Here is a 24,993-nt window from a genome sequence, read left to right on the forward strand (position 1 = left end):
GGTCTGATGTGTAGACATAAAAGGTGCGATATTCAAATGCCTGTTCTTGGTGAACGTAATCAGTATTTGAGTTAAACATGATATTGAATAATATAAGTAAACCAATACCAAAGAACATTAAGCATGAATACAAAATACTAATAATAAGGGTCAAATGAGCAAAAATTTTATTTTTAAACGATTCTTTAACGATACTGTATTTTGCTAACAACAGACAAAACCCAATACAAATTGAGCAAAATACTATGGTGTAATAAATATTATCAAGACTTGCCATAAACGTTGGTGAAACAAATTTTAAATTTACCAATAGGCCAAATAGCCCGGCCAAGAGTGGTCCGTAAAGGCAAAATAGGATAATGCGAAGGTAAATATGTCCTTTATTTTCATTCATTTAAAGTTCCTTTTCGAGTTAAAAAGAGTTGGAAAAAGCGAGTAAGGCTACCCGCGATTTTTTATTATTTTTATAAAGACAGGTAAAGCCAACAGTGTGCCGCCAATTGCGCCGATAAAGTGGGCGTCAATGGCAACATTAGAGGCGATTAGCTGACTCACCGACTCACTCGGGCCGGCAATTTGCTCCCAAATCACTTTAGCCCAAGTACCAGCAAACAATAACCAGCCTGAAAACATGCCTGCTTGTACGTCTTTAATTGCCCCCCAAATAATCACACCATGCAGTAGGGCACTTAATCCGGTGTAAATATGGATATCTGGGCAAAATAGCCACACACCTAAGCCACACCACAGTGCAAGAATGGAAATATTAAACGCATAACGAGGTGGGCTTGTATGCTCAGCATGTAGAGCCCAAATTAATAAAATTCCGGCACAATTTAAGCCTAAGTGGGGCCAATTTGCGTGTACGAATTGACTGGTGAAAATACGCCAAAACTCACCATTTGCGACTAACTCACGGTTAAATTCGAGATATTCATTTAAGTTGAAAAGTGCAAACAAGGAACTTAGTAGTATTAAACACATTGGGGGCAGAATATATTCTAGTTTCAGGGGCAGGTTTATCATGTTATTTTTGTTGTATCTGAGATTGTGACACTATTGTGCACGTTTAATTTTAAGATGCCAAATACACTACGGGATTAAGTATATTTATGTTATTCAAAACCAAAGCTTTGTTAGCTCTTTCCACTTCATTTATCTATTCAACGGCTCTTTTAGCGACTCCTGCAAAAGTTGAAACACGCGAACCCGAAGCTGCAACCGGCTTTGCCCATAAACAGGTTGTTGAAGGCGATAAGTACATGGTCGCAGCGGCAAACCCTTATGCTGTAAAAGCAGGTCAAAAAATGCTTGAGCTAGGTGGCTCAGCAGTTGATGCTGCTATTGCAACGCAATTAGTACTGACACTGGTAGAACCGCAATCATCGGGCATCGGTGGTGGTACATTTATGATGTACTTCGACAGCAAAACCAAAAGCCTAACCAGTTTTGATGGCCGCGAAACCGCACCAAGTAACGCTGATGAAACACTGTTTTTAGATAAACACGGTAAAGCCGTTAAGTGGATTGAAGCCGTGGTAGGTGGTCGCTCTGTTGGTGTACCGGGTATTTTAGATGCCTTTGCTTCAGCACATAAGCGTTATGGTAAGTTAGAGTGGCAAACTTTATTTGGCCCTGCCATTGAATTGGCTGAGCAGGGCTTTATTGTGTCACCACGTTTGCATCAATTACTTGCCAAAGAGTTAAACCCAGGGGTTACAAAGCTTCCTGTTATTCGTGATTACTTTTTCCCTGATGGTAAACCGCTTGCTGTTGGTACGGTGAAAAAGAACCCTGAACTTGCCGCGCTTTATAAAGATATTGCGAAACAAGGCATTGATGCTTTCTATAAAGGTGAAAACGCCAAAGAACTTGTGCATGCAGTGCAAAACTCAGCGGTAGCACCGGGGACTTTATCTGTTGAAGACTTAGCGAATTATAAAAGCAAAGAGCGTGCTCCAGTATGTGTTGATTATCGCCAATACGAGGTTTGTTCAATGGCTCCGCCAAGTAGTGGTGGTGTTGCTGTATTACAGATTTTAGCCTTACTCGAACATAAAGATATGGCTAAACTAAAACCAAATTCAGTACAAGCGTTGCATTACTTTACCCAAGCATCACGTTTAGCTTTTGCTGATCGTAACGTGTATATGGGCGACCCTGATTTTATGCCAATCCCGACACAAGGATTACTTGATAAAGACTACCTTGCAGGTCGTGCAAAGCTTATCTCTGAAAAAGATGCTCACGCAGAAGCAGGTACTCCGCCAAACTCACTTGCTTATGCACAAGATGATGCTTACGAGCTACCTTCAACAACCCATGTATCGATTGTCGATAGCCAAGGTAATGCGGTTTCGATGACCAGCTCTATTGAAATGGCGTTTGGTTCAACAGTAATGGTGAACGGGTATATTTTAAACAATCAGCTTACAGACTTTGCTTTATCACCAACAAAAGATGGCAAACCTTTAGCTAACCGCGTTGAAGCAGGTAAACGTCCGCGAAGTTCAATGTCGCCAGTGATGGTGTTTAACAAAGACGGCAGTTTACGTTTAGTGGTCGGTTCACCGGGTGGTAGTCGTATCATTGATTACGTTGCTCAAGTGGTAGTAGGTGTGCTTGATTGGAACTTAGATGCGCAAACTGCCATTAATTTACCGCGTATTACTAATCGCAACAATTATACAAGCCTTGAAAAGGGCACTGAACTTGCAAACTTGGAAGCTGATTTTGTTAACCGCGGGCACACAGTTCGTATCCTAGATTTAAACTCTGGTTTACATGCTGTTGAAGTAAAAGACGGTAAACTTTATGGCGCAGCCGATCCGCGCCGCGAAGGTATCGCTTTAAGTGATAAAAGCCACTAAAAACAAGCTCAGCAGCCTTAAAGCTGCTGAGTTTTCATGTATACTATTCGTTGTGCCGTTTAGGGCATAAAATTCATTTTCTTCAATGGTCTGACAAGGTGAATTGTCATTGCAATTTCGCCTTTAAGAGTAATAATGTCAGGTCATAATTATGACGCATCAAAGCTTGGAAATATGACTACAAATACCGATCCAAATTATCTTTATATTCCTTATTCAGGCCCAGGTCTGATCGAAACGCCACTATTAAACAAAGGCAGTGCTTTTTCACAAAAAGAAAGGGAAAGTTTCAACTTAGCCGGTTTACTGCCACCGCGTTATGAAACAATTGAAGAACAAGTTGAGCGTTGTTACCAACAGTATTCAAGCTTTAGCGATAATTTAAACAAGCACATTTACCTTCGTGCAATTCAAGATAACAACGAAACACTTTACTACCGTTTAGTACGTGATCATCTTGAAGAAATGATGCCAATTATCTACACACCAACAGTAGGTGATGCCTGTGAAAAGTTTTCAGACATTTACCGCAGTGCCCGTGGTCTATTTATTTCTTACGAAGATCGTTTCCAAATTGATGATATTTTACGTAACGCTACTAAAGGCAAAGTAAAAGTTATCGTTGTGACTGACGGTGAGCGTATTCTTGGTCTTGGTGACCAAGGTATTGGTGGTATGGGTATTCCAATTGGTAAATTGTCACTTTACACAGCGTGTGGTGGTATTAGCCCAGCTTATACATTACCAGTGATGATTGATGTTGGTACTAATAACGAAAAACTGCTAAACGACCCTATGTATATGGGTGCTCGTCATAAGCGTATTTCGCAAGAAGAGTATGACGAATTCTTAGACCTATTCATCAAGGCTGTTAAACGTCGCTGGCCAAGTGTTTTACTTCAGTTCGAAGACTTTGCACAACCAAATGCAATGCCATTATTAAAACGCTACCGTGATGAAATTTGTAGCTTTAACGATGATATTCAAGGTACTGCTGCGGTAACTGTGGGGTCTTTATTGGCTGCATGTCGTGTTAAAGGTGCGAAACTTTCAGAGCAAAAAGTGGTATTTGTTGGTGCAGGTTCAGCAGGCTGCGGTATTGCTGAGCAAATTATCAGTACTATGGTTGCTGAAGGCATTAGCGATGAGCAAGCTCGCTCACAAATCTTCATGGTTGACCGTTTTGGTCTACTAACTGATGGTATGGAAGGTTTACGTGATTTCCAACAAGCGCTTTGCCAATCTAAAGAAGGTTTAAGTGAATGGACGTATAGCGGTGAGTACGCATCACTCTTAGATGTAATGCACTGTGCACAACCAGATATCTTAATTGGTGTATCTGGCCAACCAGGTTTATTCACAGAGCAAGTTATTCGTGCAATGCATGCATCTTGCCCACAACCGATTATCTTCCCGCTAAGTAATCCGTCTAAGCAAGTAGAAGCACTTCCTTCAGATGTTATTGAGTGGACAGAGGGTCAAGCGATTGTAGCTTCGGGTAGCCCATTTGATCCGGTTGAGTATAACGGCCAAATTTTCCCAATCCCACAATGTAACAATAGCTACATTTTCCCGGGTATTGGTTTAGGCGTTATCGCAGCTAAAGCTACTCGTATCACTGATGCAATGTTGATTGTATCAAGTGAAACATTGGCTGAGTCTTCACCTCGTGCAAACACTGGTAAAGGCAGCTTGCTACCAGCGTTAACCGAAATCCAAGCTTTAAGTAAACGTATTGCCTTTGCAGTAGCGAAAAAAGCGATGGAAGAAGGTGTGGCACTTGAGTTAAGTGATGAGGCTTTATGGGCTGCAATCGAGAAAAACTACTGGCTTCCAGAATACCGTAACTATAAGCGCCGTAGTATCTAAACTATATCGCTTTGAGTGGTTAAAAAAAACAGGCTTTTAATGCCTGTTTTTTTATATCTGAATAATAGGGGTTGTTCATATTGAATTAACCCTTTAAGGTGATAATGAACGGAGTTTTTAATTAAGGAACAGTATTATGCGTAAGTTAGTTTTTACCGCTATGGCCGCCGCACTTAGTTTTAATGTGTTAGCACAAGCAACACCAGATGCACCGCATATTTATATCCAAGGTAATGCAACGGTTAAAGCAATCCCTGATAACGTTAAGTTAACTGTAGGTATTGTTGAAGTAGATAAAGATTTAATTGCCGCTAAAAACAAAGCTGATGCAACCATGGCCAAAGCCATTAAGCTTGCTAAAAGCCAAGGCGTAGAAGAAAAGGGCATTTATGCGTCTAATATCTCAATTCAACGCCAAACAGAATACAACCGTGAAACAGGCAAACAGGAATTTGTAGGGTACAGAGTATCGCGTAGTCTGTCTGTTACTCTAACTGATATTAAAAAATACCCAGTTATGCTTCAGCAACTAGTGAATGCGGGTATCAACGAAATTAATCAAACGCAATTTGTATCGAGTCGCTATGAAGAGCTACAAAAGCAAGCGCAAAAGCTAGCCATTAAAGATGCGCGTGCTGCTGCGAAAGAGTTTGCCAGTGATTATGGGGTTGAACTCAAAGGCCTTTATACTGCATCAAGCAGCCCACTCGATACAGGAAGCCAACCTTACATGCGTGCTAGCAAAATGGTACTGGCAGATGCTGCACCAGAAAACTATGTACCTGATGCATACAATGGTGGTGAGCTTACTATTAGCGCAAGCAGTTATGCAGTTTATTTTATCGAAAATTAGTCTATTTATTGTTTCTGGTAAAGCGCGCCAGCAACTTTTCACCTTGTTGCTCTGAAATACGGGCAATAGCTTTTAGCATATTAGTAATTTGTTCACGGTCGTAATCATTACTAATATGCGTATCTATATCTTCAATAATCGCCCCTAAGTAAATAAACAAACTCTTAGTCGCTTTTTCGTTATCAGATGCTCTAAACAATATGTTTTTAAACGCCTCAAGTACGTTAACCATTACATAGGCGTCATTTTTTGCATAATTGCGAATAGGTGTGAAGTTATCATGCAGCAGCTCATCGAATGATGTTTCATGTAAAAACAACTTAGGATGGTTATCATCGCATTGTTTAAGCGAATAATTCACATCATAAATGTCTAATCGCAAAATGAGTAAAATACTCAGCATATCAATAGCTTTTACTGCAGTACCTGGATCATTAATGCCCGGACTCATTGCCTTAACAGCAATCTCAGATATTTGCGTCATTCCATATCGGTAATGATCGCTAACATATTCTTCAATGTAAAAAATAAAGCATAAAAGTAGCTCATCAATGAGCTCTGGTTTGTCAGTTAAATCAGTATCGCACTTTAAAAATGGGTAACCTTTTACAGTAAAAAAACCTTGTTTAACAGAGATATAAATTTTAATGTCGTGCTCTTTACAGATAGCGCACAATTTATCGCTATGAGCGCCTTTAAAATAACCTTCCGTTTTACTTTTTATGCTGTACCAGTCGTCAAAGGTCGGAAAATCATCAACAGGATGTTCATGCTGCATAGCTTTAATACTGTTAAGTTCACTTTTAGTATTTTTAAATAAGTCATTCAGTACATTATCGACTTGGATAGCTCTGGATATAGAGTGAATAAAATAAACAAAGAAACCCAGTGAAATTAAGCCAAGTACCAGTGATATAAATATACCCAGTGAAGGGATGCCCATATTACCATTTCCTATGGTACGAATATTGATGAGCATTAGAATGGTGTAAATTATACTGCCTAAATAAAAGCCTAAAACTAGTTGATGAGATTTACGAGTTATAAGTCCGGGTAATACTCGAGGAGAAAGGCTGGCGCTGGCGCTATTTAACACGACCATAACCATAGAGAAGCTAAATACAGTTAACGAAATAATGCTTCCCGCTAAAGTACTTAGGATGGTACGTGCATTTTCTTCACTGTCTACCAGCAATACACTTAAGACTTTCTTAACACTCATTGCTGGATCAGAATACTCAACAGCTGTTGTAATTAAAGCAAAAGTCAAAAATAAAACAGACAGCATAGACGGATAAAATCCTATGCTGCTGATCATTTCACGGTAATTATCGGCTATTTTTCTTGGCGTAATCATGCACTTCCTTAAGAACTGTTAGACTTTAATTAGGATTTTGAGCTAACCTAGCAAATTATATGTCAGCCTAGCAATAAACAGTGCTAGGCGTCTAACTTTAAATAATAAATGGAATAAATTGTGATAGTTTCAACTTTTGCTGCTATTTTGGCTATTTTGTATATTCAACTTAGCTTTCGCGTTATTAAAATCCGTAAAGCTAAGCGTATTTCTTTAGGAGACGGTGGTGATGCAAGTTTACAAGCCGCGATCCGCACCCATGCTAATTTTATAGAATATGTGCCATTTTCTTTAATTCTGCTATTTTTATTAGAGTATCAAGGGTTACCCAGCCATTTTACTTATATTTTAGGTGCGATGTTATTAGTAGGTCGTTTTTGTCATAGTTATGCATTAGCAGATGAAAAAATGCAGCTACGCGTCGTTGGCATGGTTTTAACGTTTTTAATGATCTTCATAAGTTCGGTTATGTTATTAATAACACAGGTTTTTTAATATGATAAGAGTTGTATTTACGATTGCATTCGTATTTGTTTCGAATCAAGTTGCCGGCAGTACAGAAGATACAGCTCATGTCAAAAAATCAACTATTCCACCAAAAGTTTTAAATATAATTTATCCTAAAACCTTGCCCAGTTTAGTTGAAGAAGTTTATTACCCACTTATTTTGTTGGATACAGCACTAAAACGCAGTGGCTACAAATACAAACTAACTGCTGCACCAAAGTTATTAGGTCAAAATCGGGTATTAAAAGAAATTGAACATGGCGGTGATATTGATGTCACCTGGACTATGACGAACAAAGTAAGAGAAGACAAGTTACTGCCGGTTCGTGTTCCTATATTTAAAGGCTTGTTTGGTTGGCGTTTAATGTTCACAACAGAGCCGAAACTACCTTATTTAAGCCGACTAAAAACCCTCGACGATTTAAAGAAAGTTTACTTTGTACAAGGACAAGATTGGCCCGATACCCAAATATTGCGTGACAATGGCTTGGTTATATCAACGTCAGGAAACTTTGATTCGTTGTTTGTTATGCTCGACAGAGGCCGGGGTGACTTATTCCCACGCTCTGTGCTTGAAATTGAAGATGAACTAGCAGTTTTTAAGCAACAAATGCCTCTGGTTGTATTGCCTCATTTAATGTTGAAATACACCAGCCCAATCTATTTCTTCTTCAACAAAGACAACACCGCAGTTGCAAAAGCAGTCAATAAAGGCTTACGCATAATGATAGAAAGCGGTGAGTTCGATGAAATCTTTTTTAAATACAATGGTAAATTAATAGAAAACGCCCATATTCATGACAAGATTATTGTAGAATTAGAAAACAAAGAACTACCACCGCTAACCCCAGTAGGCGATAAGTCCTTATGGTTACCGATCAAAAAAGTTAAATGAACAACAAAATATTTATTATTGGCCTACCTCGCACAGGCACTACCAGTCTGTGCCATAGTTTTTTACAATTGGGCTATAAAACGGCCCACACAGCGTATACCGAATCAGCCTTAAAAGAAGCAGACGTTATTGCTGATACTCCTGTTTTTAGCGAATTCCCGTTATTAGATGCGCACTTTGCTAATAGCCGCTTTATTAACCTTGAACGAGACTTGTCTAAATGGGTACCTTCGATCCGTCAACTGCTGGCCCGAATGCACACCAATTTAATGCGAAGTGACGGAGGCTTTAACACGCATTTAAAGCGTTGCTACTTTGAGACATTTGGTAAATATTCGTTAGCAGATATTCAGTCTGATGAGTATTTGATTAACTGCTATGAGCAACATCAACAACGTGTCTCTAATTTCTTTAAAGACAAAAAAGCCAACCTATTAACGTTAAATGTTGCACAGCCACACAGCGCTAAAGCGTTACAGACATTTTTAGGTACAGATGCAGATATACAGTTCGAGCAGCTAAATATGGGTGGTAAAGTAACGGCTTGGAATGATATTAAACACCCCGATAAAATTGCCTCCACCAGAAACGGCAAAATTGATAAGTCACTTGGTTACAATCACAAGATTTTATAACAGAAATACGCTAAAATCGCCGCCATTGTTAGTTAAGTAGTTCGTTATCATGTTTGAATTAAAATATCACACTCCATTTGAGTGGACAGAAGGTGTCTTGGCAGATTTTGATACCTTTTTACAAGATCATGCCGCTGCTGAGAAGAAAGCCTCAGGTATGGCAATGTCAATGCTATCGCATTATCCTGACCGTCGTAAGCTTGTAAAAGCAATGACAGACTTAGCTCTTGAAGAAATGATACATTTTAAACAAGTACTTAAGTTGTTAATGGAACGTGATGTTTCACTTGGTAATGACCAAAAAGATCCTTATATCAAACAAATTCGTGCGGTATTCAGAAACGGTCGTGATGAGTTTTTAATGGACCGCTTACTCGTTGCAGGTGTAATTGAAGCTCGAGGGCATGAACGCTTTTCATTGGTCGCTGAAGCATTGCCACCGAGCAAAGAAAAAGAGTTTTATGTTGCAATTGCAAAGTCTGAAGAAAAGCACAAAAACCTATTTGTAGAGTTAGCGTACGAGTATTTTGATAAACACGAAGTGGATGCCCGATTAGAAGAAATTCTTGTGGCCGAAGCTGAAATTTGTAAAAAAATTCCGTTTACCGCGGCACTACATTGATTTAAATACTTATGTATTAGGTTGTAAAACCTAATACATAAAATAGGTACTTATAAAACAACAATTAAGTATTTTGTAAATACTTACAACCATCCCAATTGATTAAATAAACGGTAAATCATTCATATTATCTTCTATAGTTAAAATAGAGCTTTTAACAGGGATAGAAGTATGAAATGGATGATGACTCTTACAACTCTTTCATTAATTGGGATTGTTTTTACAGGTAACTCGATTTATACAGAGCTAAAACTATATAAGTCGAATAAAAAACCGACAGAAATTAGTGCTAGTATGTATCGTTCGCTAATTTGGCACAGTGATATATATAAAGATAATGTGTTTTTATATACCGCTGAACAGTATTTTAGTGATGGTATCATCGACACCAGTGAATATATTAAATTAAACCGCTTAGCAAAAGAAACCTCAGGGCCACTTATATTTATTCAGCAAGATAATGAGCAATTATGGCATGCTCGTTTGGCCTATAAACAATATCTTGAAGTACATGCATTAACACAGGTTGCAACCTTAGACTGAATTTAGCTGCATAAATGCTTTAATGAGTGGTTTAAGTTCAACAATGGTAGGCTTGCCACTCAAATAATGAGTATCTATATGATAAGTGTTGCCAAGCCAATAAGGTTCAGCAGTGGTGTTATGGCCATGCACAGAAAAGTCTATGGTGGCATTTATCTTTGTTATCGTTTGTTTTACAATAGTGCGATCCCACAACAACGATGCCGCGGCATATGGTTTATGCTCACTAGGAGCTTGCCAATTCCAATCTGCAGATACTGTGTGCGACAACCCTATTCGCATACCAGCATAGTCAAGCAAATAAGAAAGAGGGCACTGTAAAAGCTGCTCAGTTATCGCTTTTAATACATCATCGGTTGCTTGAGTATGCCAACGCCCACCATTTTCAACCCATAGAGAATAGTAGCTATGATCATCGGCAAGTAGCGACTCAAGCATCATGTGCTCATGATTACCCAGTGTCATATAAACACCCAGCTCTTTAAAGCGTGATAACAACGCAAAATTGTCGTTGCCTCTATCTATTGCATCACCAAGTGAAAATAAAACATCGTTGCTTTCATCAAAATCGACAGCGACTAAAGCTTGCTCAAACTTAGCTAAATTAGCATCGAGATCGCTGATAATAAACACACGTCTATTTTCGTTTATCTTAAGTTTTATTTGCGTTGGGTTATTGGCTATCGCTTGACAGTTAACGTGCTTCAAAATCCTTTCCTTTAATGCAATATCAAACAAACCCTAACATAAATTGTTGCCAATTTAATACTAACTGGCTAGTATAAAGGGCATAATTTTAGGAGTAATAGCCAACATGAACAACTAAACCTGTTATCCATTTTTACATTTTTCTTTGGAACAACAGGGCTAGTAGGCGTTGCTCACTCTTGTCAGTAGTATAAATCAATTACCATTTTGGTGGTCATACGCTTAGTTCAATTCGCTTTATAATTAAACGAATTGTATCACTGTCCCTGTATAACAGGAGGCAGTATGCCAAAATTACAAGCAGCCAACTTATCTTATCAACACGCCAATGGCGGCCAAGTTCTGAATAATATTTCAGTGTCGTTAAATGCTAAAACAACAGCTTTAGTAGGGCGAAATGGTGTAGGGAAGTCAGTATTAGCATCGCTACTTTGTAATCGCCTTATCCCGTCGTCGGGTAATGTTGTTTGCAATGGTCAACTTGGTTTTTATGAGCAACTAGTTGATAGCCACACATTAAAAAATAAAACGATTATAGACGTACTAGGGCTTAACCACTATTTCAAAGCATTACAGCAAATAAATAACGGTCATTTTACAGAGCACGAACTTAACTTACTTGATGGATTTTGGGATCTGCCCGAGCGATTTTATGCTGAGTTAACTCGTTTAGGCATTTATGGTATTAATGAGAACAGTTGTGCAACAGCATTAAGTGGCGGTCAACTAAGCCAACTCAGATTATGGGCGCTATTTACCATACACCATGACATTATAATCCTTGATGAACCTTCTAATCATTTAGATAAACAAGGTAAAAGCTGGCTTTTAAATCACATAGAACAATTCACTGGGCAGCTACTTTTAATAAGTCATGACCGTGAAATACTTCAAGTAGCCGATGAAATATGGGAACTCACATCTATGGGGTTATCAGTGTTTGGCACCGGTTTTAGTGATTACGTTACCCAAAAAAACTACCAGGTAGCAGCGCTTGAAAATAAGCTATCTCATACTACTAAAGAGCAAAATAAACTGCTATTAGAGCAGCAGCGCAGCAAACAAAAAGCAGCAAAAAGAGCCGCTAAAGGTGTAGTAACAAGAAAATCTGGTAGCCAACCTAAAGTGCTTATGGATGCTAAAAAAGATAAAGCGAGCGCTAATTTATCTTCGCAAAATAAAAATACCGCAAAGCGAGAAGAGCTACTTAATAGTAATAAAAAACATATAGTTAGCCAGCTCGAACAAATAAAACAACAGCAGTTTTATTTTACTAATCCTGACATTAAACAACGCAACGCACTAAATCTTGAAAACGTAATTTTACAATATGGGTCGCAAACCCCCATTAACCTACAGATATTCAATAATGAAAAAATACACTTAATTGGTGTAAATGGCGCAGGAAAATCGACGCTACTAAAAACCTTAACAGATGAGTTAAAAATGAGAGCAGGGCACATACATAGGAATAGCCCGTTATTGTATTTAGATCAGTACTTTTCCTTAATTAAGGCAGAGCTAACTTTGCTTGATAACTTAAAATCCTACTGTAAGACCCTTGATGAAAGCACCGCACGTACATTATTAGCAAGCTTAGGCTTTAGAAAACATGACGTATTCAAGCAAGCGACACATTTAAGTGGCGGTGAAAAAATGAAGCTTGCCATGTGTATCGTCAGTAATATTGAAAGCACCGCATTTTTGTTACTCGATGAGCCAGATAATCATCTAGACCTTGAATCAAAACAGCTCTTGGCTCAATCATTACAAAACTTTAAAGGCGGATTTATCCTAGTAAGTCATGATAATTACTTTGTAGAAAGCATCGGCTGTAATAGGCAAATTGTTCTATAAAATAGTCATTTAAAAATATACGTACTAGGGTGGTTGTAGTTAGATTACAAGTAATGACAATGAAATTTACAGCCACTAATTACAATGCTCATTGGTTGTGCAGCGATTTACATTAGTGTTATAACTTTTAAAAATGCTAAAGAAACAAGGTTACATAATGAGTTTTTAGAATTAAACACACTTAAAAGAGATGTAATAAAGCTGATTTCAGAAATGACAGCTGATCAAACCATTTCGACTAATCGAGTTAGAGAGCTTTGCAATGAAGCTATTTTATTAGATCTTGACTAACATGAAGATTATGAGTTCATAAATGCTGAAGCAGAGAAAATCCTCGAAGAACACCTCGTTGTTTATAATGATGTTAAAACAAACCTAGAGCATTTAATTTCTGTCATTCACAAATCAACAAGTATAGATAATGTGATCAATACAATTCATAATCTTGAAGAAATAAAGCTCAAAAATAAAAGTGAAACTGATGCACTTTATAACGAATATAAATTTAGATTTAAGTTAAGAGTTAAACAATTTGAAGTAGCCAAAAAAGAAAATTGCTTATGTAGAAGCTAATAATAAACCTAATCTTTGAGCTATTAAGTTAACCATAATTAATACAGACTTTGCTGTATTTGCTGCTATTAAGAAAGCTACAAACCATCTAACAATTTGTATGTCAGTAAAATGATCTCGTAATATGCTCATGGAAATGAAGTAAGTCAGGCTCAGGGTGATAGATTTACGAAATAGAAATAAGCATTTTATAGAAACAAAGAAATCGTGAAAAACCAAATTAAGCAAAAAAGGGGCTAAAAAACCTTAAAATCTAACGATGTAAATGGCACTTTAAGATTGGATCAGTTCTACTGATTTTAAAGGTGTTTTTTTGAGTTTTGACTGGATCACTTTTTTAAAAATGACACCATAAGACAGGATCCAATGTGTTTTTTAAATGATAACGCTGGATCCTACTTAAAATAACCTAGAAGCCACGTAAATAAGGGGCTGCAAGAAAATAGATGAACAGGGATATAATATATGAAAATGCTAATAATGTCGAGTTTTTAATCAGTGCTCACGAACTGTTTTAAATAAGCTTTTTATTTCTTTCTTGGGCTTTTTCTAAAACAGTGTAACCAACAGCTTTGTAACCGTTAGCTCGCTTTTTCCACATTCGTTGAAGCATTGGCAAATCATCTACAAAATCATATACAGTTACTTCTGATTTGCCTGGATGATGTCTTTGGATACGGCCAGCATATTGCGCAACCGTACCCTTCCATGAAATGGGTAAGGCGAGAAAAAGAGAATCTAAATATGGTAAATCAAAACCTTCGCCAACATATTTCCCTGTAGCGATGACGACGGTCTTGTTCGGTAAACCTGCTTGCATATCAGCAATTCGCTGCTTACGAATTTTTGCAGTTACACCGCCGTGTAGCTCAATGGCTGAGATACCTTTTGCTTTCAATAATTTCGATATAATACTGATATGTTCTTTGCGCTCACTGAGTACTAAACATTTTCTATCCAGTTGAACCACTTCAGATATTTGATTCGCAATAAGAAGACTACGTTCTTCATGATCTTGCAAGTACTGATAGACCTGTGTGATCTTGATTGCCTCGGAACCATCCAACCAGGTTTTAGGAAAAGACGTACCCGTATCACATCGATATGCCATTTGTGAAAATTTCACGCTATCTGGTTTTGATTCAAATAGCACATCTCCTAATTGAAAGTACATAAGCTTCTCTAAGCCATCTTGGCGCTTAGGCGTTGCTGTGAATCCAAGGATATATTTTGGTAATACGTTCTTTAGTAATGTCTCGTAGTTTGATGCAGGGATATGATGGCACTCATCAACAATGATTTGGCCGTATTGATAAACTTTCTCATTAATATCGACGCCATTCCGACCGATAAGGCTTTGATAAGTAGCGACATCCAATAACCCCGTGAGTTTATCTTTACCACCGAGTAAAGAGCCCATCTGAAATTCATTTAGGAAAATTTTACACCGTTCTATCCATTGTTCTGCAAGCGCTTTGTTATGAACCAAGACTAATGTGTTAACTTCACGCTTGGCAGCTAATGCCAAAGCAACAACAGTTTTTCCAAATCCGGTATTTGCAATAACCAACCCTGTTTCATTTGCCATTAACGCTTTTAATGCTTTGGTTTGCTGAGCACGAAGCACACCCGTAAATTTGACCTCTGACAAAGATTGACCGTTCTGCCGTTTATCCTGATAAGAAACAGAGCACTCTTGTTTATCCAGTAAGTTTTCAACCTGAGATTGCAATCCACGAGGTAGTTGTAAGTAGCCCGATTCAATATGCGCTGCACACAAATATCGCGGGACACCAATGGTTGAAAAGCGCATTGCTTGGCGTTTAAAAAATTCAGGATTACCAAATACGGCTAGTTTTTTGAGACTTGCGATCAGTTGGCTGGGAAGTGGATCGGTAGCGATGTATAGCTTGTCAGCCAGTATTATTTCTATTGAGTCAGGGCAACTTTGTATTTTCGTTGAAATAGAAGGCGATTGTTTTTCCCATGGTTTACTGTCTAGCTCTTGTGGTTCAATGGTGATGTATTCTTTAATTCGCTCAAGCAATGTGAGCATGACATCCGCAGTAATTTTGTCTGTACTTGCCAACGCCTGCCATTGATCACCAATCACTTCGCCATTCTTATCTATAAATGAAGCATTACCTAGCATACGTGGTTGTTTCTGCAAAGGTAGGGCGATGAGGTTACCGAAACCACCTTCAGGTAATTCATCTTGGTTGGGAAACATTCGATCAAAACAATCAAAATTAAGAGTCGGATAATTATCCATGGTCAGATTAAGCAGGGCTGTGCCTAACTGTCGAGCAGTTTTAGCATTTGTTGCTGTATCGAAGAACAGCCAAAGATGTCCACCGTGACCACTTCGAGACTTTTCAACCAAATTCGGAATGTGTAACGAATCACATACTTGACGTAAGGCGGTTATCGCTTCAAACCAATCAGCTTTATCGAAATCAAAAGCTAGAAAATAGCATTGATTTTGCTCAGTTAAAGGATAGATACCAATTGTTCGTTGTCCACGTAGATGCGCGTTTATGGCATTTTCATCTAATGGATGAAAAGCTTGATGATGACATTCAGAACAGGTAATTTTAGGTTTGTTGCAGACTCCAGTTTTCCATTCGTTGGCACATGATGGAGAATAGCCCGATTTACCTTGTTTTGATTTCCAGCGAAACGGATAGATATTATTCCGGCCACGAAAGTAGTTTTGAAATAAGGCAAGCTTAGCTCTCGGATCAGCGTATCGGTTAAAGTAGTGGGCCTGTTCAGCTGTCAATTGCTGGGTCAGTAGACGGCTTTCCTCAAGTAACGCCGCTTTACGAGTTTCAATCTCTTCCAGTTCAGCTTTAATATTTGCAAGGCGCTGCTCTGGGGTGCTCATGACATTGACCTTTTTATATACTTCACTGAATTAGGCCGCTAGCTCGATAATTATAAGCCATGATTTCCCTTCGTTATTCATCGAATAACGATTCAGCCCCAATCAACGGGATAATCCGTAGCAAAACATCTTCCATTACACCATTTTCAGCAGTGGTAATTTTCTTAGCACTGCGGTCTTTCCACGAAAGAGTTTGGATCAAACTTGAAGCTACAACACTTGGTTTATCAAGGTTATTTACTGGCACTTCGGTAGCTTGACCTCGAATGCTGGTACTAATAGGGCAGCAAATTAACAACCCCGTTTGTTGATTGTATTCTTTACTTGAAAGGACTAATGCAGGGCGATACTTCCCGATCTCCTTACCTTTCACTGGCTCAAAATCTAGCCAAATAATTTCATTGCGTTTAGGTATATACTGAGCCATTACTCACCCAACTCTTTACCCGATACTAACGCCAGCTCATCAGCATGAGCTGTATGTGCATCTAAACCATTTAATAGCTCTCGTTCACTGAACGGAAAGCGCTTCTTTTGACGTTTAATTGGTTCAATAATAATTTTCTTTCCATCGGCTTTAACCTCAATGTCAGCCCCTTCAACTAAGCCGAGTTGTTTGATGAAAGCGGCAGGGATTATATTGCCGAGACTATTACCGATTTTTCGTACTTGAGTGCGCATCTTTCACCTCTTGAGTAGGTACATTGTTATAACATGATTTATTGTACGCTTCCTATCTTTAGTGTCAACTTTGTTATAACAAACAAGCTCCATTACTAACTTTAGACCCGATATAACAATTCACCAGCATGAAAACGATTGACTGCTCATAATAATGAAAAAAAGCACTATTAATGACAATATCCGACACAATAGTGTAAAAAAGCAATATTATGGCGAGGCAGTATAGATAAGGCTCCCGGTGTTTAAGCGCAAAAATATAAAAGTATTTTAATTCAATTGATTAGGGTGAAAAATTAGTGACACTTCTGAGATTTTAGTGACACTTCCGAGCAATTAGAAACACTTCACGCTAATCTATTGCTAAAGATAACTAAACTTTGATTGCCTTTTAGAAGAGTTAGATAATAAGCTATTTGAAGCCAGCGGTATCGGTGATATGGATTCGTACCTTAAAACCATTCACCCAGACAAATCACTCGGTGTATTTATAAGAGAGCTAGTCGGCCTAGACCGAGGCGCTGCTAAAGAAGCCTTTGCGGAATACTTAGGTGAAACCAAGTTCAACAGCCAACAACTGCGCTTCGTTAACACCATTATCGACTATCTCACCCAAAACGGCGTGATGAGCCCAGCGATGTTAGCCAAACCACCATTCTCCGACATTCATTTCGAAGGCGTGTTTGGTTTGTTTGATGATGGCACGGTGATGGACTTACGTTACAAGATCAAAGACGTCGAAGCTAAAGCGGTAGGAGAGTAGGGATGGCAGGTAGGAAAAAGGATGATCGACAACAAAAGTTCTTTGAGTTTCTGAAGAAAAAACAAACGGATGGCAAACTGTTTAGCCGAGAGGACGTAATTGCAGCCACAGGATGGGAAGCGAATACGTTTAAAACATACCTAAACAAGAGGCAGATTTCACAATTCTTGGTTGAGGTTTCCCCTAATAAGTTTGAGGCAATAAATACCGTTGGTATTACGCTAACTGAGTTTAAGAAGCGGTTATCTCAAAGCAAGCACTTTCAAGAACTTGGGCATAAGTGTAAAAGTAATCTAGCCAAGGCTCTACTTAAAAAGTCTAAAGATAATATGATGCTGGCATTAGAGTTGTATAACAGACCCTCATTGGAGAATAAACTCGATGGCTTTGTGATGTTGTTCTGTACAGCATGGGAACAATTATTAAAAGCTAAACTAATTGAGAGAGATGGTGAGCACAAGATATACGAAAAAGTTAATGGTAAGAAAGGATTGAAACGCACGATACCGTTACGTGTGTGCTTAGACAGGATCTATGAGCAGAAGAATAATATTCGCCGCAATATTGAAATTATAGCGGACTGGCGCGATGAGCTGTTCATTTATTAATGCCAGAGATTCAATCGATTGCGTCCAGAATATTCCAGTCAGGCGTACTAAATTTTTCAGCTGAGTTTGAGTCATTCGCTGAAGTGCCATTTATTTCTTCCCAACATACAGGCATGTTATCTCTGGTTGGAGATTTCCAACTACCACCGGCGTCACTATTAAAGTCGCTTTATGGCTCCGCCGCAGATCAAATATTAGAATTAGCTAGCCAATTAGAACAAGATATCGAAGCAGCGGATGACATTACGTTTGCCATACCGATTAACGTGTCTTTGATGTATACGCAGGATCAGAATGGAACACAGGTGATACTTGCCAAGGCCAATGGCAAGAAAGAAGACATTGAGAATCTCAAGAACGTACTGATGGTAGAAAAAGCGGTAAACCCTGAAAAGTCTCATTCATTTACACGAAGCAAATTGCTGTCTAGCGTTTTAGAGAAGCTGCAAAAGTATGATGACGTAAAACTAGGGCGTTGCTTAGTGTACACAGCTGGTGCAAAACCATCTTTGAACACCAACTGTATCGACGCTTGTATTCATAAGTTGAAATGGAAATCCAACGACAACGAGTATCATCATTACATTAAAGTATCAGACAGACACCTTTATTCGATGAGTGCGGTCGATGAACTTGGAAAGAGAATTACAGAAAACGAAAACTTTGTAAGAGAAGCTAAAGAGAAATACAACCGGCGTAATAAAAAGTGAAAGTTATGACGCGCTACGTAAATAAATAGGCGTTGGTGCACGCATTTAAATTTAATTCACGTAGCGTCGCGTTATTAGCATATACAAATAATGTCAGTTTTCAGCCATCAAATGGCAGAATTGTTCAAACCAAATCCCAACAAAGGGATCCAGCGTTAAAATATCAAAATTTAAATTCCTTAAATCTAATGTATGTGTAACCAGTTGAATAGTGGTGTGAATTTTTGACACACAAGACTGGATCGATCCAGAGTTAAAGTGCTAATTACAACGACTAATGAGGCTGCTTATAAAGATAAATACTTTATTTAACATAATATAAATTATAGGAAGTAATGAATCTATACATAACCACACCTATACTCTGTGTATGCTAAGTCCAATACTAGACGGTATCGGACATTGCAGTGGTGTTTTATCAACTTATTCATTTAATTCGTGGCTGTTTCTTGAGCTTAGCTACTCCATAGCATATATTAAAACTATCAACTTGAGATGTAACGATAAGATGTAAACGATATGGAATTTGTGAAACCGTTAGAGCCAATTTTGATAATTGATGATATGCAAGATATCAGAGATTATTTAAATCAAATTTTAACTGGTCTGGGTTTTGACGATATTTTAGAAAGCCGAGATTTTGAATCAGCAAAAACTGTTATTGAGGAAAAGTCTCCAAATGTTATCTTTCTAGATATTGAGCTTCCTAATACAGACGGCACTGAGATCCTTGAATACTTAAATGACCATCACCCACATACTCATGTTGTTATGTGTTCCGGCCATAATAGTCTTGAGAATGTGCAAAATACTTGGGAACTTGGTGCTAAGGGTTTTATTGCAAAACCATTTAATGCCAAAAAAGTCGATACTGTCATGAAGCGCCTAGAAATGATGGAAACCATCGCAAGTTAAGTAGTTTATGAACTCAACAATCAATCTTATTATAGATGACCTATCTACTGTTATTCTTGGTAAACAACAACAAATTAAACTTGCTCTAGCTTGTTTGTTTAGCGAAGGCCATTTATTAATTGAAGATTTACCTGGGATGGGAAAAACCACATTATCTCATGCACTTGCGGCAGTCTTAGGGTTATCTTACCAACGTATTCAATTCACCAGTGATTTACTTCCATCAGATATACTAGGAACAAATATTTTTGATGCAAAGGAACATGCGTTTTCTTTTCATCAAGGCCCTGTTTTTAGTCAGGTTGTGTTAGCAGATGAAATAAATCGCGCGGGACCTAAAACACAAAGTGCGTTACTTGAAGCCATGGAAGAAAAACAAGTTACTGTTGATTCGGTTAAACATGCCCTGCCTTCTCCATTTTTTGTTATCGCAACACAAAATCCAGTAAATCAATCAGGTACTTACCCGTTACCTGAGTCACAATTAGATCGTTTTTTCATGCGTATTAGCTTAGGCTTTCCTGATAAACAAGCAGAAAAAAGCTTAATTTTAGGTTTGAATAACCGCAATTATGATGAATTACCAGTTCGCATTACCCCTGAGCAACTTGCTGTTATTCAAAAAGAAATATCTTCAGTTACATTGAGTAACGCGGTTGTTGATTATATTTTAGAACTGGTTGATTACACACGCCAAAGCTCTCATTTTGTTAATCCTTTATCGCCAAGAGCCAGTATTGCTATTTCGCGTGCAGCGAAATCATGGGCTTATATTGAAGGACGTGACTTTGTGTTACCTGAGGATGTTCAAGCTGTATTTAGCAGTGTGACTGATCACCGCCTTGGTTTGAACAATCAAGATAGTGGCTATGCATTAATTCATGTGCCTGTAAGCTTATAAGCATGTTAAAGCGCCCTGCTTTTATTATTTCTGAAATTGGCCAATCCATTTTCAATAAATTTTTGAAGAATAAACATAACGTTAATGAGATCTCTCTTCAACATAAAAACATTTATGTATTACCTTCTAAATTAGGCATGAAGTTTTTACTCATTGCACTGCTTAACTTTGTGATGGGCATCAATTATCAAAACAATCTGATCTTGGCGATGGCCTATTTGATGGTAGTTATTTTGGTGTTCTCGATTCTCACTGGTTATAAGAATATGCGCGGTTTATCTGTTAAGTATCTTTTTGTTATAAATAGTTATGCTCCAAAATCTCCATATGCGCGTTATCAGTTACAATCAACCTCTAGTAGCCAACAAGTAAAATTAATGATATCTGGCTCAGAGTCAGAGACTATATCGCTGGATAACTCGGACAAAAAAACCATTGAAATAGCACTTAACTGTACTAAACGTGGTGTTTACGGTCTTGAAAAAGCAAAAATAATAAGTCACTTTCCATTTGGTTTAGTGTCTGTGTGGAGTTATATTCAGCCGAGTGATGTGATCTATGTTTACCCTACTCCTAAATCAGCAGAAAACTTAGATATTGAGTTACATGAAGAGCTGAACGATGCAGGTGATAATGCACAATCTAGAACAGGTTCTGATGAGTTTTATCAATTAACACCTTTTATTAAAGGCTCAGCTTTGAATAAAGTATCATGGAAACACTATGCAAAAACACAGCAATTGTTGAGCAAAGAATTTACCAGTGATACGACTCAAGAGTTAGCGCTTAATTTTAATATGCTAAGTGGTAATACAGAGTATCGCTTAAGTCAGCTATGTTCTTTAGTTAATCAACTTACAGAACAACAAATCGCTTTTTCATTAACTTTGCCAAAAAAGAAAATTTCAAAAGCGTCTGGTGATGTCCATCAAACAGCTTGTTTAAAAGCCTTAGCGGAGCATTAGTTGTGAATTTATCGCTTATTAATGCCGTTTTATCATTCCTATTTATAGCAATCAGTGGCTTATTATTTAGTGAGATCCCTAGTTCGTTTTTATTCATATTAGTCGGCTTAAGTTTTTTTAATCTCGTGTTAGACCGTTTTTATAAAAAACTCACTGCACTGATGGCAAATATCCTTGCGGCACTGTGTTTAATTGCACTGTTTGTAACTGTAGGGATTAGCGATACAGTTAAACTGTTTGTATCTATGATGTTACTCGCTAGTACTTTTAAATTGTTGCAAGCTAAAGCTGTAAAACACTATCAAACCGTATGTTTACTGGTATTTTTTAACCTTTCCACGGTATATTTGTTCTATCAAGGCATTTTAGAGACCCTGCTTGTCAGCTTGCTTTACATCATTAACTTTGCGGTTCTGGGTTATTTATCAAGCCCTAAAAGCTTCAAGTCTGCCAATAAGCAAAGTATTAAAACAGTTTTACTCGCATTACCAGTATCGGTTTTTTTAATTATATTTTTACCTAAACTCCCTGCATTTTGGCAACTTCCGGGGCCAAAGCTTGCAAAAACTGGCTTATCTGAACAAGTTGACCCTTTTGCAATTGCCAAGCTTGCAGAGTCTGATGACCTTGTGTTCAGAGTTGAAGAGCAGCCGAACTCGACCTTACAAGCGCCCTATTATTGGCGCAGTTTAATTCATGATGCCTTTGACGGTCAGCAATGGTTAGTATCGGACATTTTGAAGTCTCAACAATTTAACGACAATCGTAGTGTCAATATTGAAGAACCTAACGTTGAATATAATGTTATTGCCGAGCCGTCATCATCGAACTGGCTTTTTGCGTTAGGGTTTGCCACGAGTAGTCATAATAATGTGGCAAGCACATACAACGGTTTACTAAAACGTAAAGGCAATCTAAATAAAAATATTAAATATGCTGTGCAAAGTACGCAAGTAAGTTATAGCCTAACTCCTTTTGAGCAGCGGCTTTATACACAACTTCCCGTTGAAAGTAACCCCAAGACTCGTGAGCTTGTAAATAATTTAGCCAATAAAAATACTACCGCACAATCGTATTTCAATGCTCTATTAGGCTATTTTAATACGCAACAATTTAGCTATACCCTAACTCCTACTCCTATGCTTAATAAAAACACCATTGATCAGTTTGTGTTTGAAAATAAGAGTGGGTTTTGTGGCCACTACGCCAGTACAGCAGCTTTTATGTTTCGTGCGGCAGGTTATCCAGCACGCGTTGTATCAGGCTACTTAGGTGCGGAACGACAAGGCAAAACCCTTAATATTTACCAATATGATGCACATGCATGGGTTGAAGTATTTTACGATGAGCGTTGGCATGTTTTCGATGCAACTGAAGTTGTTGCACCTGAGCGTCTCAACGGTTCATTGTCAGAGTTTCAAGCGTTGAGCGAACGGTTTAATGATAATTTAAACTTTGGCTTAAAGCGCTGGAGTCACTTAAAAGCGATTAATTGGCTTCGTATTAAATTAGAAGAGCTTGATTACAAGTGGACAAATTGGGTTTTAACTTTTGACGAGCAATCTCAACAAAACTTATTTAAAGCGCTTTTTGGTAATAATGCATTTTGGTTAACTCCATTGGTAATTATGGTAACTCTCGCACTTTGTTTTACCAGTTACTTTTTATACAGCAAGCGTTTACCTCGCAGTTCTGAACCCCTTGTTTTTGAACTGATGCAACTTTATCGCTGGGCTGAAAAACAACAAATTCACTACGATGAAACAAACACTCCTTTGCAAAATATCGCTTTGATGAAGCGCTCAAAGCCAACAGTTGCCAGCAAACTAGCTAAATTTGAACAAATATTCATCGAAGTACGTTATCAGCAACAGGCTTTTAATCAAAACCGCAAAAAGCAGGTACGACTTCTGTTACACTCCATCAAAACAGCAAAATAGAGAAAACCATGAATGCAGTAATTATTGGCGTTATTTTAATGCTGGTACTAACACTTTGCCGAATAAACGTTATTGTCGCAATGACACTGAGTGCGATTGTTGCTGGTCTAACTACCGGGCTTGGTCTATCAGAAACACTGAATGCATTTAATGACGGGCTCTCTGGTGGTGCAGAAATCGCATTAAGCTATGCCATGTTAGGGGCATTCGCTGTGGCTATTTCAAAATCAGGATTGACCCGAATACTTGCTTCAACCCTGTTAAAACAGGTGAATGAGCACAGCCATAAAGGCGAAACAACGCTAAGTTATTTTATTTTAGTTATTATCTTACTTTGCGCGATCTCTTCGCAGAACCTAATCCCAGTGCATATTGCCTTTATTCCCATATTGATCCCACCGTTGCTGGTGATATTCAACAAACTGCGCTTAGATAGGCGTGCTATTGCGTGCATTTTAACTTTTGGTTTGGCAACCTCGTACATGGTTTTGCCCTATGGTTTTGGTGGAATATACCTATATTCAATTTTACATAAAAACTTAACCGATAATGGTTTAGAAATTGTGAATACCCAGGTGCCCATGGCAATGATCATCCCTGCACTTGGCATGGTTGTAGGTTTGTTAATCGCAGTGTTTATTAGCTATAAAAAACGCCGTGACTATGCTCCACACCCGCTTACTGAAACACCTCAAAATGTTGTTATCGAACAACCTAAAAAAGTACTTATTGTGGGAATTGCAGCTGTGCTTTGCTCGTTAGTAGCTCAAAGTGTTAGCAATTCGATGATATTAGGTGGACTAGTTGGTGTAATGATTTTCAGTTTATTTGGAGTTGTTAAGTGGGAACAAAATAGTGATGTTTTTAGTAAAGGCGTTGCTATGATGGCGATGATTGGCTTTATTATGATTTCTGCACAAGGGTTTGCTTCGGTAATGCAAGCAACAGGTGATGTCACCTCCCTTGTTAGTTCAGCAGCAGGCCTTATGGAAGGGAATAAACCACTTGCTGCTGCATTAATTTTACTTGTTGGGTTACTAATAACGATGGGCATTGGTAGCTCATTTTCGACGGTGCCTATTATTGCCACCTTATTTGTACCGTTGGCATTAGAACTAAACTTTTCAGTAATGGCCACTGCGGCGCTTGTTGGCACTGCAGGGGCATTAGGTGATGCAGGCTCCCCCGCATCAGATTCTACACTTGGGCCAACATCCGGTTTAAATGCAGATGGGCAACATGACCATATATGGGATTCTGTGGTACCGACATTTATTCATTTTAATATTCCGTTGCTGATCGCCGGTTGGATTGCAGCTATGGTATTGTAAAAG

21 protein-coding genes and 2 pseudogenes are annotated in these 24,993 nt (G+C 38.3%); 16 read left to right on the plus strand and 7 right to left on the minus strand.

All coding sequences use genetic code 11. The annotated features are described in order from the left end of the window. Both L1264_RS12625 and rrtA read right to left on the minus strand, forming a co-directional pair. Positions 1 to 394 (minus strand): hypothetical protein (locus L1264_RS12625; protein WP_235404063.1); only part of this gene is annotated, 394 nt, incomplete at its 3' end. A 47-nt stretch (positions 395 to 441) separates the two neighbouring features. Next, on the minus strand, positions 442 to 1,026 hold the full coding sequence (gene rrtA / locus L1264_RS12630) for a rhombosortase (protein ID WP_199526516.1): 585 nt from the start codon (positions 1,024 to 1,026) through the stop codon (positions 442 to 444). 86 nt (positions 1,027 to 1,112) lie between these two features. On the opposite strand from rrtA, the gene ggt reads away from it, so the two are divergent. From ggt to L1264_RS12645, 3 genes are all read left to right on the plus strand, one after another. Further along, complete coding sequence (gene ggt, locus L1264_RS12635) at positions 1,113 to 2,870, plus strand: gamma-glutamyltransferase (RefSeq protein WP_199526515.1); 1,758 nt, start codon at positions 1,113 to 1,115, stop codon at positions 2,868 to 2,870. A 174-nt stretch (positions 2,871 to 3,044) separates the two neighbouring features. Continuing rightward, the gene (locus L1264_RS12640; RefSeq protein WP_135926277.1) at positions 3,045 to 4,739 is read left to right on the plus strand and encodes an NAD-dependent malic enzyme; all 1,695 of its coding nucleotides are present in this window, start codon (positions 3,045 to 3,047) and stop codon (positions 4,737 to 4,739) included. 136 nt (positions 4,740 to 4,875) lie between these two features. Continuing rightward, positions 4,876 to 5,592: an SIMPL domain-containing protein gene (locus tag L1264_RS12645; protein WP_199526514.1), complete on the plus strand. Its 717-nt coding sequence runs from the start codon at positions 4,876 to 4,878 to the stop codon at positions 5,590 to 5,592. Between the two features lies 1 nt (position 5,593). Here L1264_RS12645 and L1264_RS12650 read toward each other — a convergent pair whose 3' ends face one another. After that, positions 5,594 to 6,949, minus strand: coding sequence for a DUF2254 domain-containing protein (locus tag L1264_RS12650; RefSeq protein WP_235404065.1), 1,356 nt, complete (start codon positions 6,947 to 6,949; stop codon positions 5,594 to 5,596). A 120-nt stretch (positions 6,950 to 7,069) separates the two neighbouring features. Here L1264_RS12650 and L1264_RS12655 point away from each other — a divergent pair, with 120 nt between their 5' ends. From L1264_RS12655 to L1264_RS12675, 5 genes are all read left to right on the plus strand, one after another. After that, positions 7,070 to 7,444: an MAPEG family protein gene (locus L1264_RS12655; protein WP_135924515.1), complete on the plus strand. Its 375-nt coding sequence runs from the start codon at positions 7,070 to 7,072 to the stop codon at positions 7,442 to 7,444. Between the two features lies 1 nt (position 7,445). After that, complete coding sequence (locus L1264_RS12660; protein WP_199526512.1) at positions 7,446 to 8,351, plus strand: substrate-binding periplasmic protein; 906 nt, start codon at positions 7,446 to 7,448, stop codon at positions 8,349 to 8,351. Next, positions 8,348 to 8,986: a sulfotransferase gene (locus tag L1264_RS12665; protein ID WP_199526511.1), complete on the plus strand. Its 639-nt coding sequence runs from the start codon at positions 8,348 to 8,350 to the stop codon at positions 8,984 to 8,986. The genes L1264_RS12660 and L1264_RS12665 overlap by 4 nt, the downstream gene beginning before the upstream one ends. 49 nt (positions 8,987 to 9,035) lie before the next feature. Continuing rightward, positions 9,036 to 9,608: a tRNA-(ms[2]io[6]A)-hydroxylase gene (locus tag L1264_RS12670; RefSeq protein ID WP_199526510.1), complete on the plus strand. Its 573-nt coding sequence runs from the start codon at positions 9,036 to 9,038 to the stop codon at positions 9,606 to 9,608. Between the two features lie 171 nt (positions 9,609 to 9,779). Then, entirely contained in the window at positions 9,780 to 10,151 is a 372-nt protein-coding gene (locus tag L1264_RS12675) for a hypothetical protein (protein WP_199526509.1), read from the plus strand. Here the strand turns inward: L1264_RS12675 and L1264_RS12680 are convergent. Further along, the gene (locus L1264_RS12680) at positions 10,143 to 10,859 is read right to left on the minus strand and encodes a metallophosphoesterase (protein WP_199526508.1); all 717 of its coding nucleotides are present in this window, start codon (positions 10,857 to 10,859) and stop codon (positions 10,143 to 10,145) included. The two genes, L1264_RS12675 and L1264_RS12680, sit on opposite strands and share 9 nt — an antisense overlap. Before the next feature lie 285 nt (positions 10,860 to 11,144). On the opposite strand from L1264_RS12680, the gene L1264_RS12685 reads away from it, so the two are divergent. Then, on the plus strand, positions 11,145 to 12,716 hold the full coding sequence (locus tag L1264_RS12685; RefSeq protein ID WP_199526507.1) for an ATP-binding cassette domain-containing protein: 1,572 nt from the start codon (positions 11,145 to 11,147) through the stop codon (positions 12,714 to 12,716). A gap of 1,087 nt (positions 12,717 to 13,803) precedes the next feature. Here the strand turns inward: L1264_RS12685 and L1264_RS12690 are convergent. The 3 genes from L1264_RS12690 to L1264_RS12700 form a co-directional block, all read right to left on the minus strand. Beyond that, complete coding sequence (locus tag L1264_RS12690) at positions 13,804 to 16,176, minus strand: TOTE conflict system archaeo-eukaryotic primase domain-containing protein (protein ID WP_199526506.1); 2,373 nt, start codon at positions 16,174 to 16,176, stop codon at positions 13,804 to 13,806. A gap of 73 nt (positions 16,177 to 16,249) precedes the next feature. Then, entirely contained in the window at positions 16,250 to 16,603 is a 354-nt protein-coding gene (locus tag L1264_RS12695; protein WP_199526505.1) for a type II toxin-antitoxin system PemK/MazF family toxin, read from the minus strand. Then, a complete protein-coding gene (locus L1264_RS12700) occupies positions 16,603 to 16,857 on the minus strand; it encodes an AbrB/MazE/SpoVT family DNA-binding domain-containing protein (RefSeq protein ID WP_175078322.1) in 255 nt (84 codons plus the stop codon). Before L1264_RS12700 ends, L1264_RS12695 begins: the two co-directional genes overlap by 1 nt. A gap of 400 nt (positions 16,858 to 17,257) precedes the next feature. On the opposite strand from L1264_RS12700, the pseudogene L1264_RS12705 reads away from it, so the two are divergent. The 7 genes and pseudogenes from L1264_RS12705 to L1264_RS12740 form a co-directional block, all read left to right on the plus strand. Beyond that, positions 17,258 to 17,620: pseudogene (locus tag L1264_RS12705) on the plus strand (type I restriction-modification enzyme R subunit C-terminal domain-containing protein); the annotation flags it as partial. 332 nt (positions 17,621 to 17,952) lie between these two features. Next, positions 17,953 to 18,938 (plus strand): annotated as a pseudogene (locus L1264_RS12715) (DUF3644 domain-containing protein). A gap of 519 nt (positions 18,939 to 19,457) precedes the next feature. After that, entirely contained in the window at positions 19,458 to 19,853 is a 396-nt protein-coding gene (locus L1264_RS12720; RefSeq protein ID WP_135924536.1) for a response regulator, read from the plus strand. A 7-nt stretch (positions 19,854 to 19,860) separates the two neighbouring features. Then, entirely contained in the window at positions 19,861 to 20,754 is an 894-nt protein-coding gene (locus L1264_RS12725; RefSeq protein ID WP_199526504.1) for an AAA family ATPase, read from the plus strand. Between the two features lie 2 nt (positions 20,755 to 20,756). Then, positions 20,757 to 21,719, plus strand: a complete 963-nt coding sequence (locus L1264_RS12730; RefSeq protein WP_235404071.1) for a DUF58 domain-containing protein — start codon at positions 20,757 to 20,759, stop codon at positions 21,717 to 21,719. 2 nt (positions 21,720 to 21,721) lie between these two features. Next, on the plus strand, positions 21,722 to 23,659 hold the full coding sequence (locus L1264_RS12735) for a transglutaminase family protein (RefSeq protein ID WP_235404073.1): 1,938 nt from the start codon (positions 21,722 to 21,724) through the stop codon (positions 23,657 to 23,659). Positions 23,660 to 23,667: 8 nt separating this feature from the next. Further along, positions 23,668 to 24,990 (plus strand): Na+/H+ antiporter family protein, encoded by a 1,323-nt coding sequence (locus L1264_RS12740; protein WP_199526501.1) that lies wholly within the window; start codon positions 23,668 to 23,670, stop codon positions 24,988 to 24,990. Positions 24,991 to 24,993: the final 3 nt, after the last annotated feature.

Source organism: Pseudoalteromonas sp. APAL1 (assembly GCF_021532475.1).
Classification (GTDB): domain Bacteria; phylum Pseudomonadota; class Gammaproteobacteria; order Enterobacterales; family Alteromonadaceae; genus Pseudoalteromonas; species Pseudoalteromonas lipolytica_C.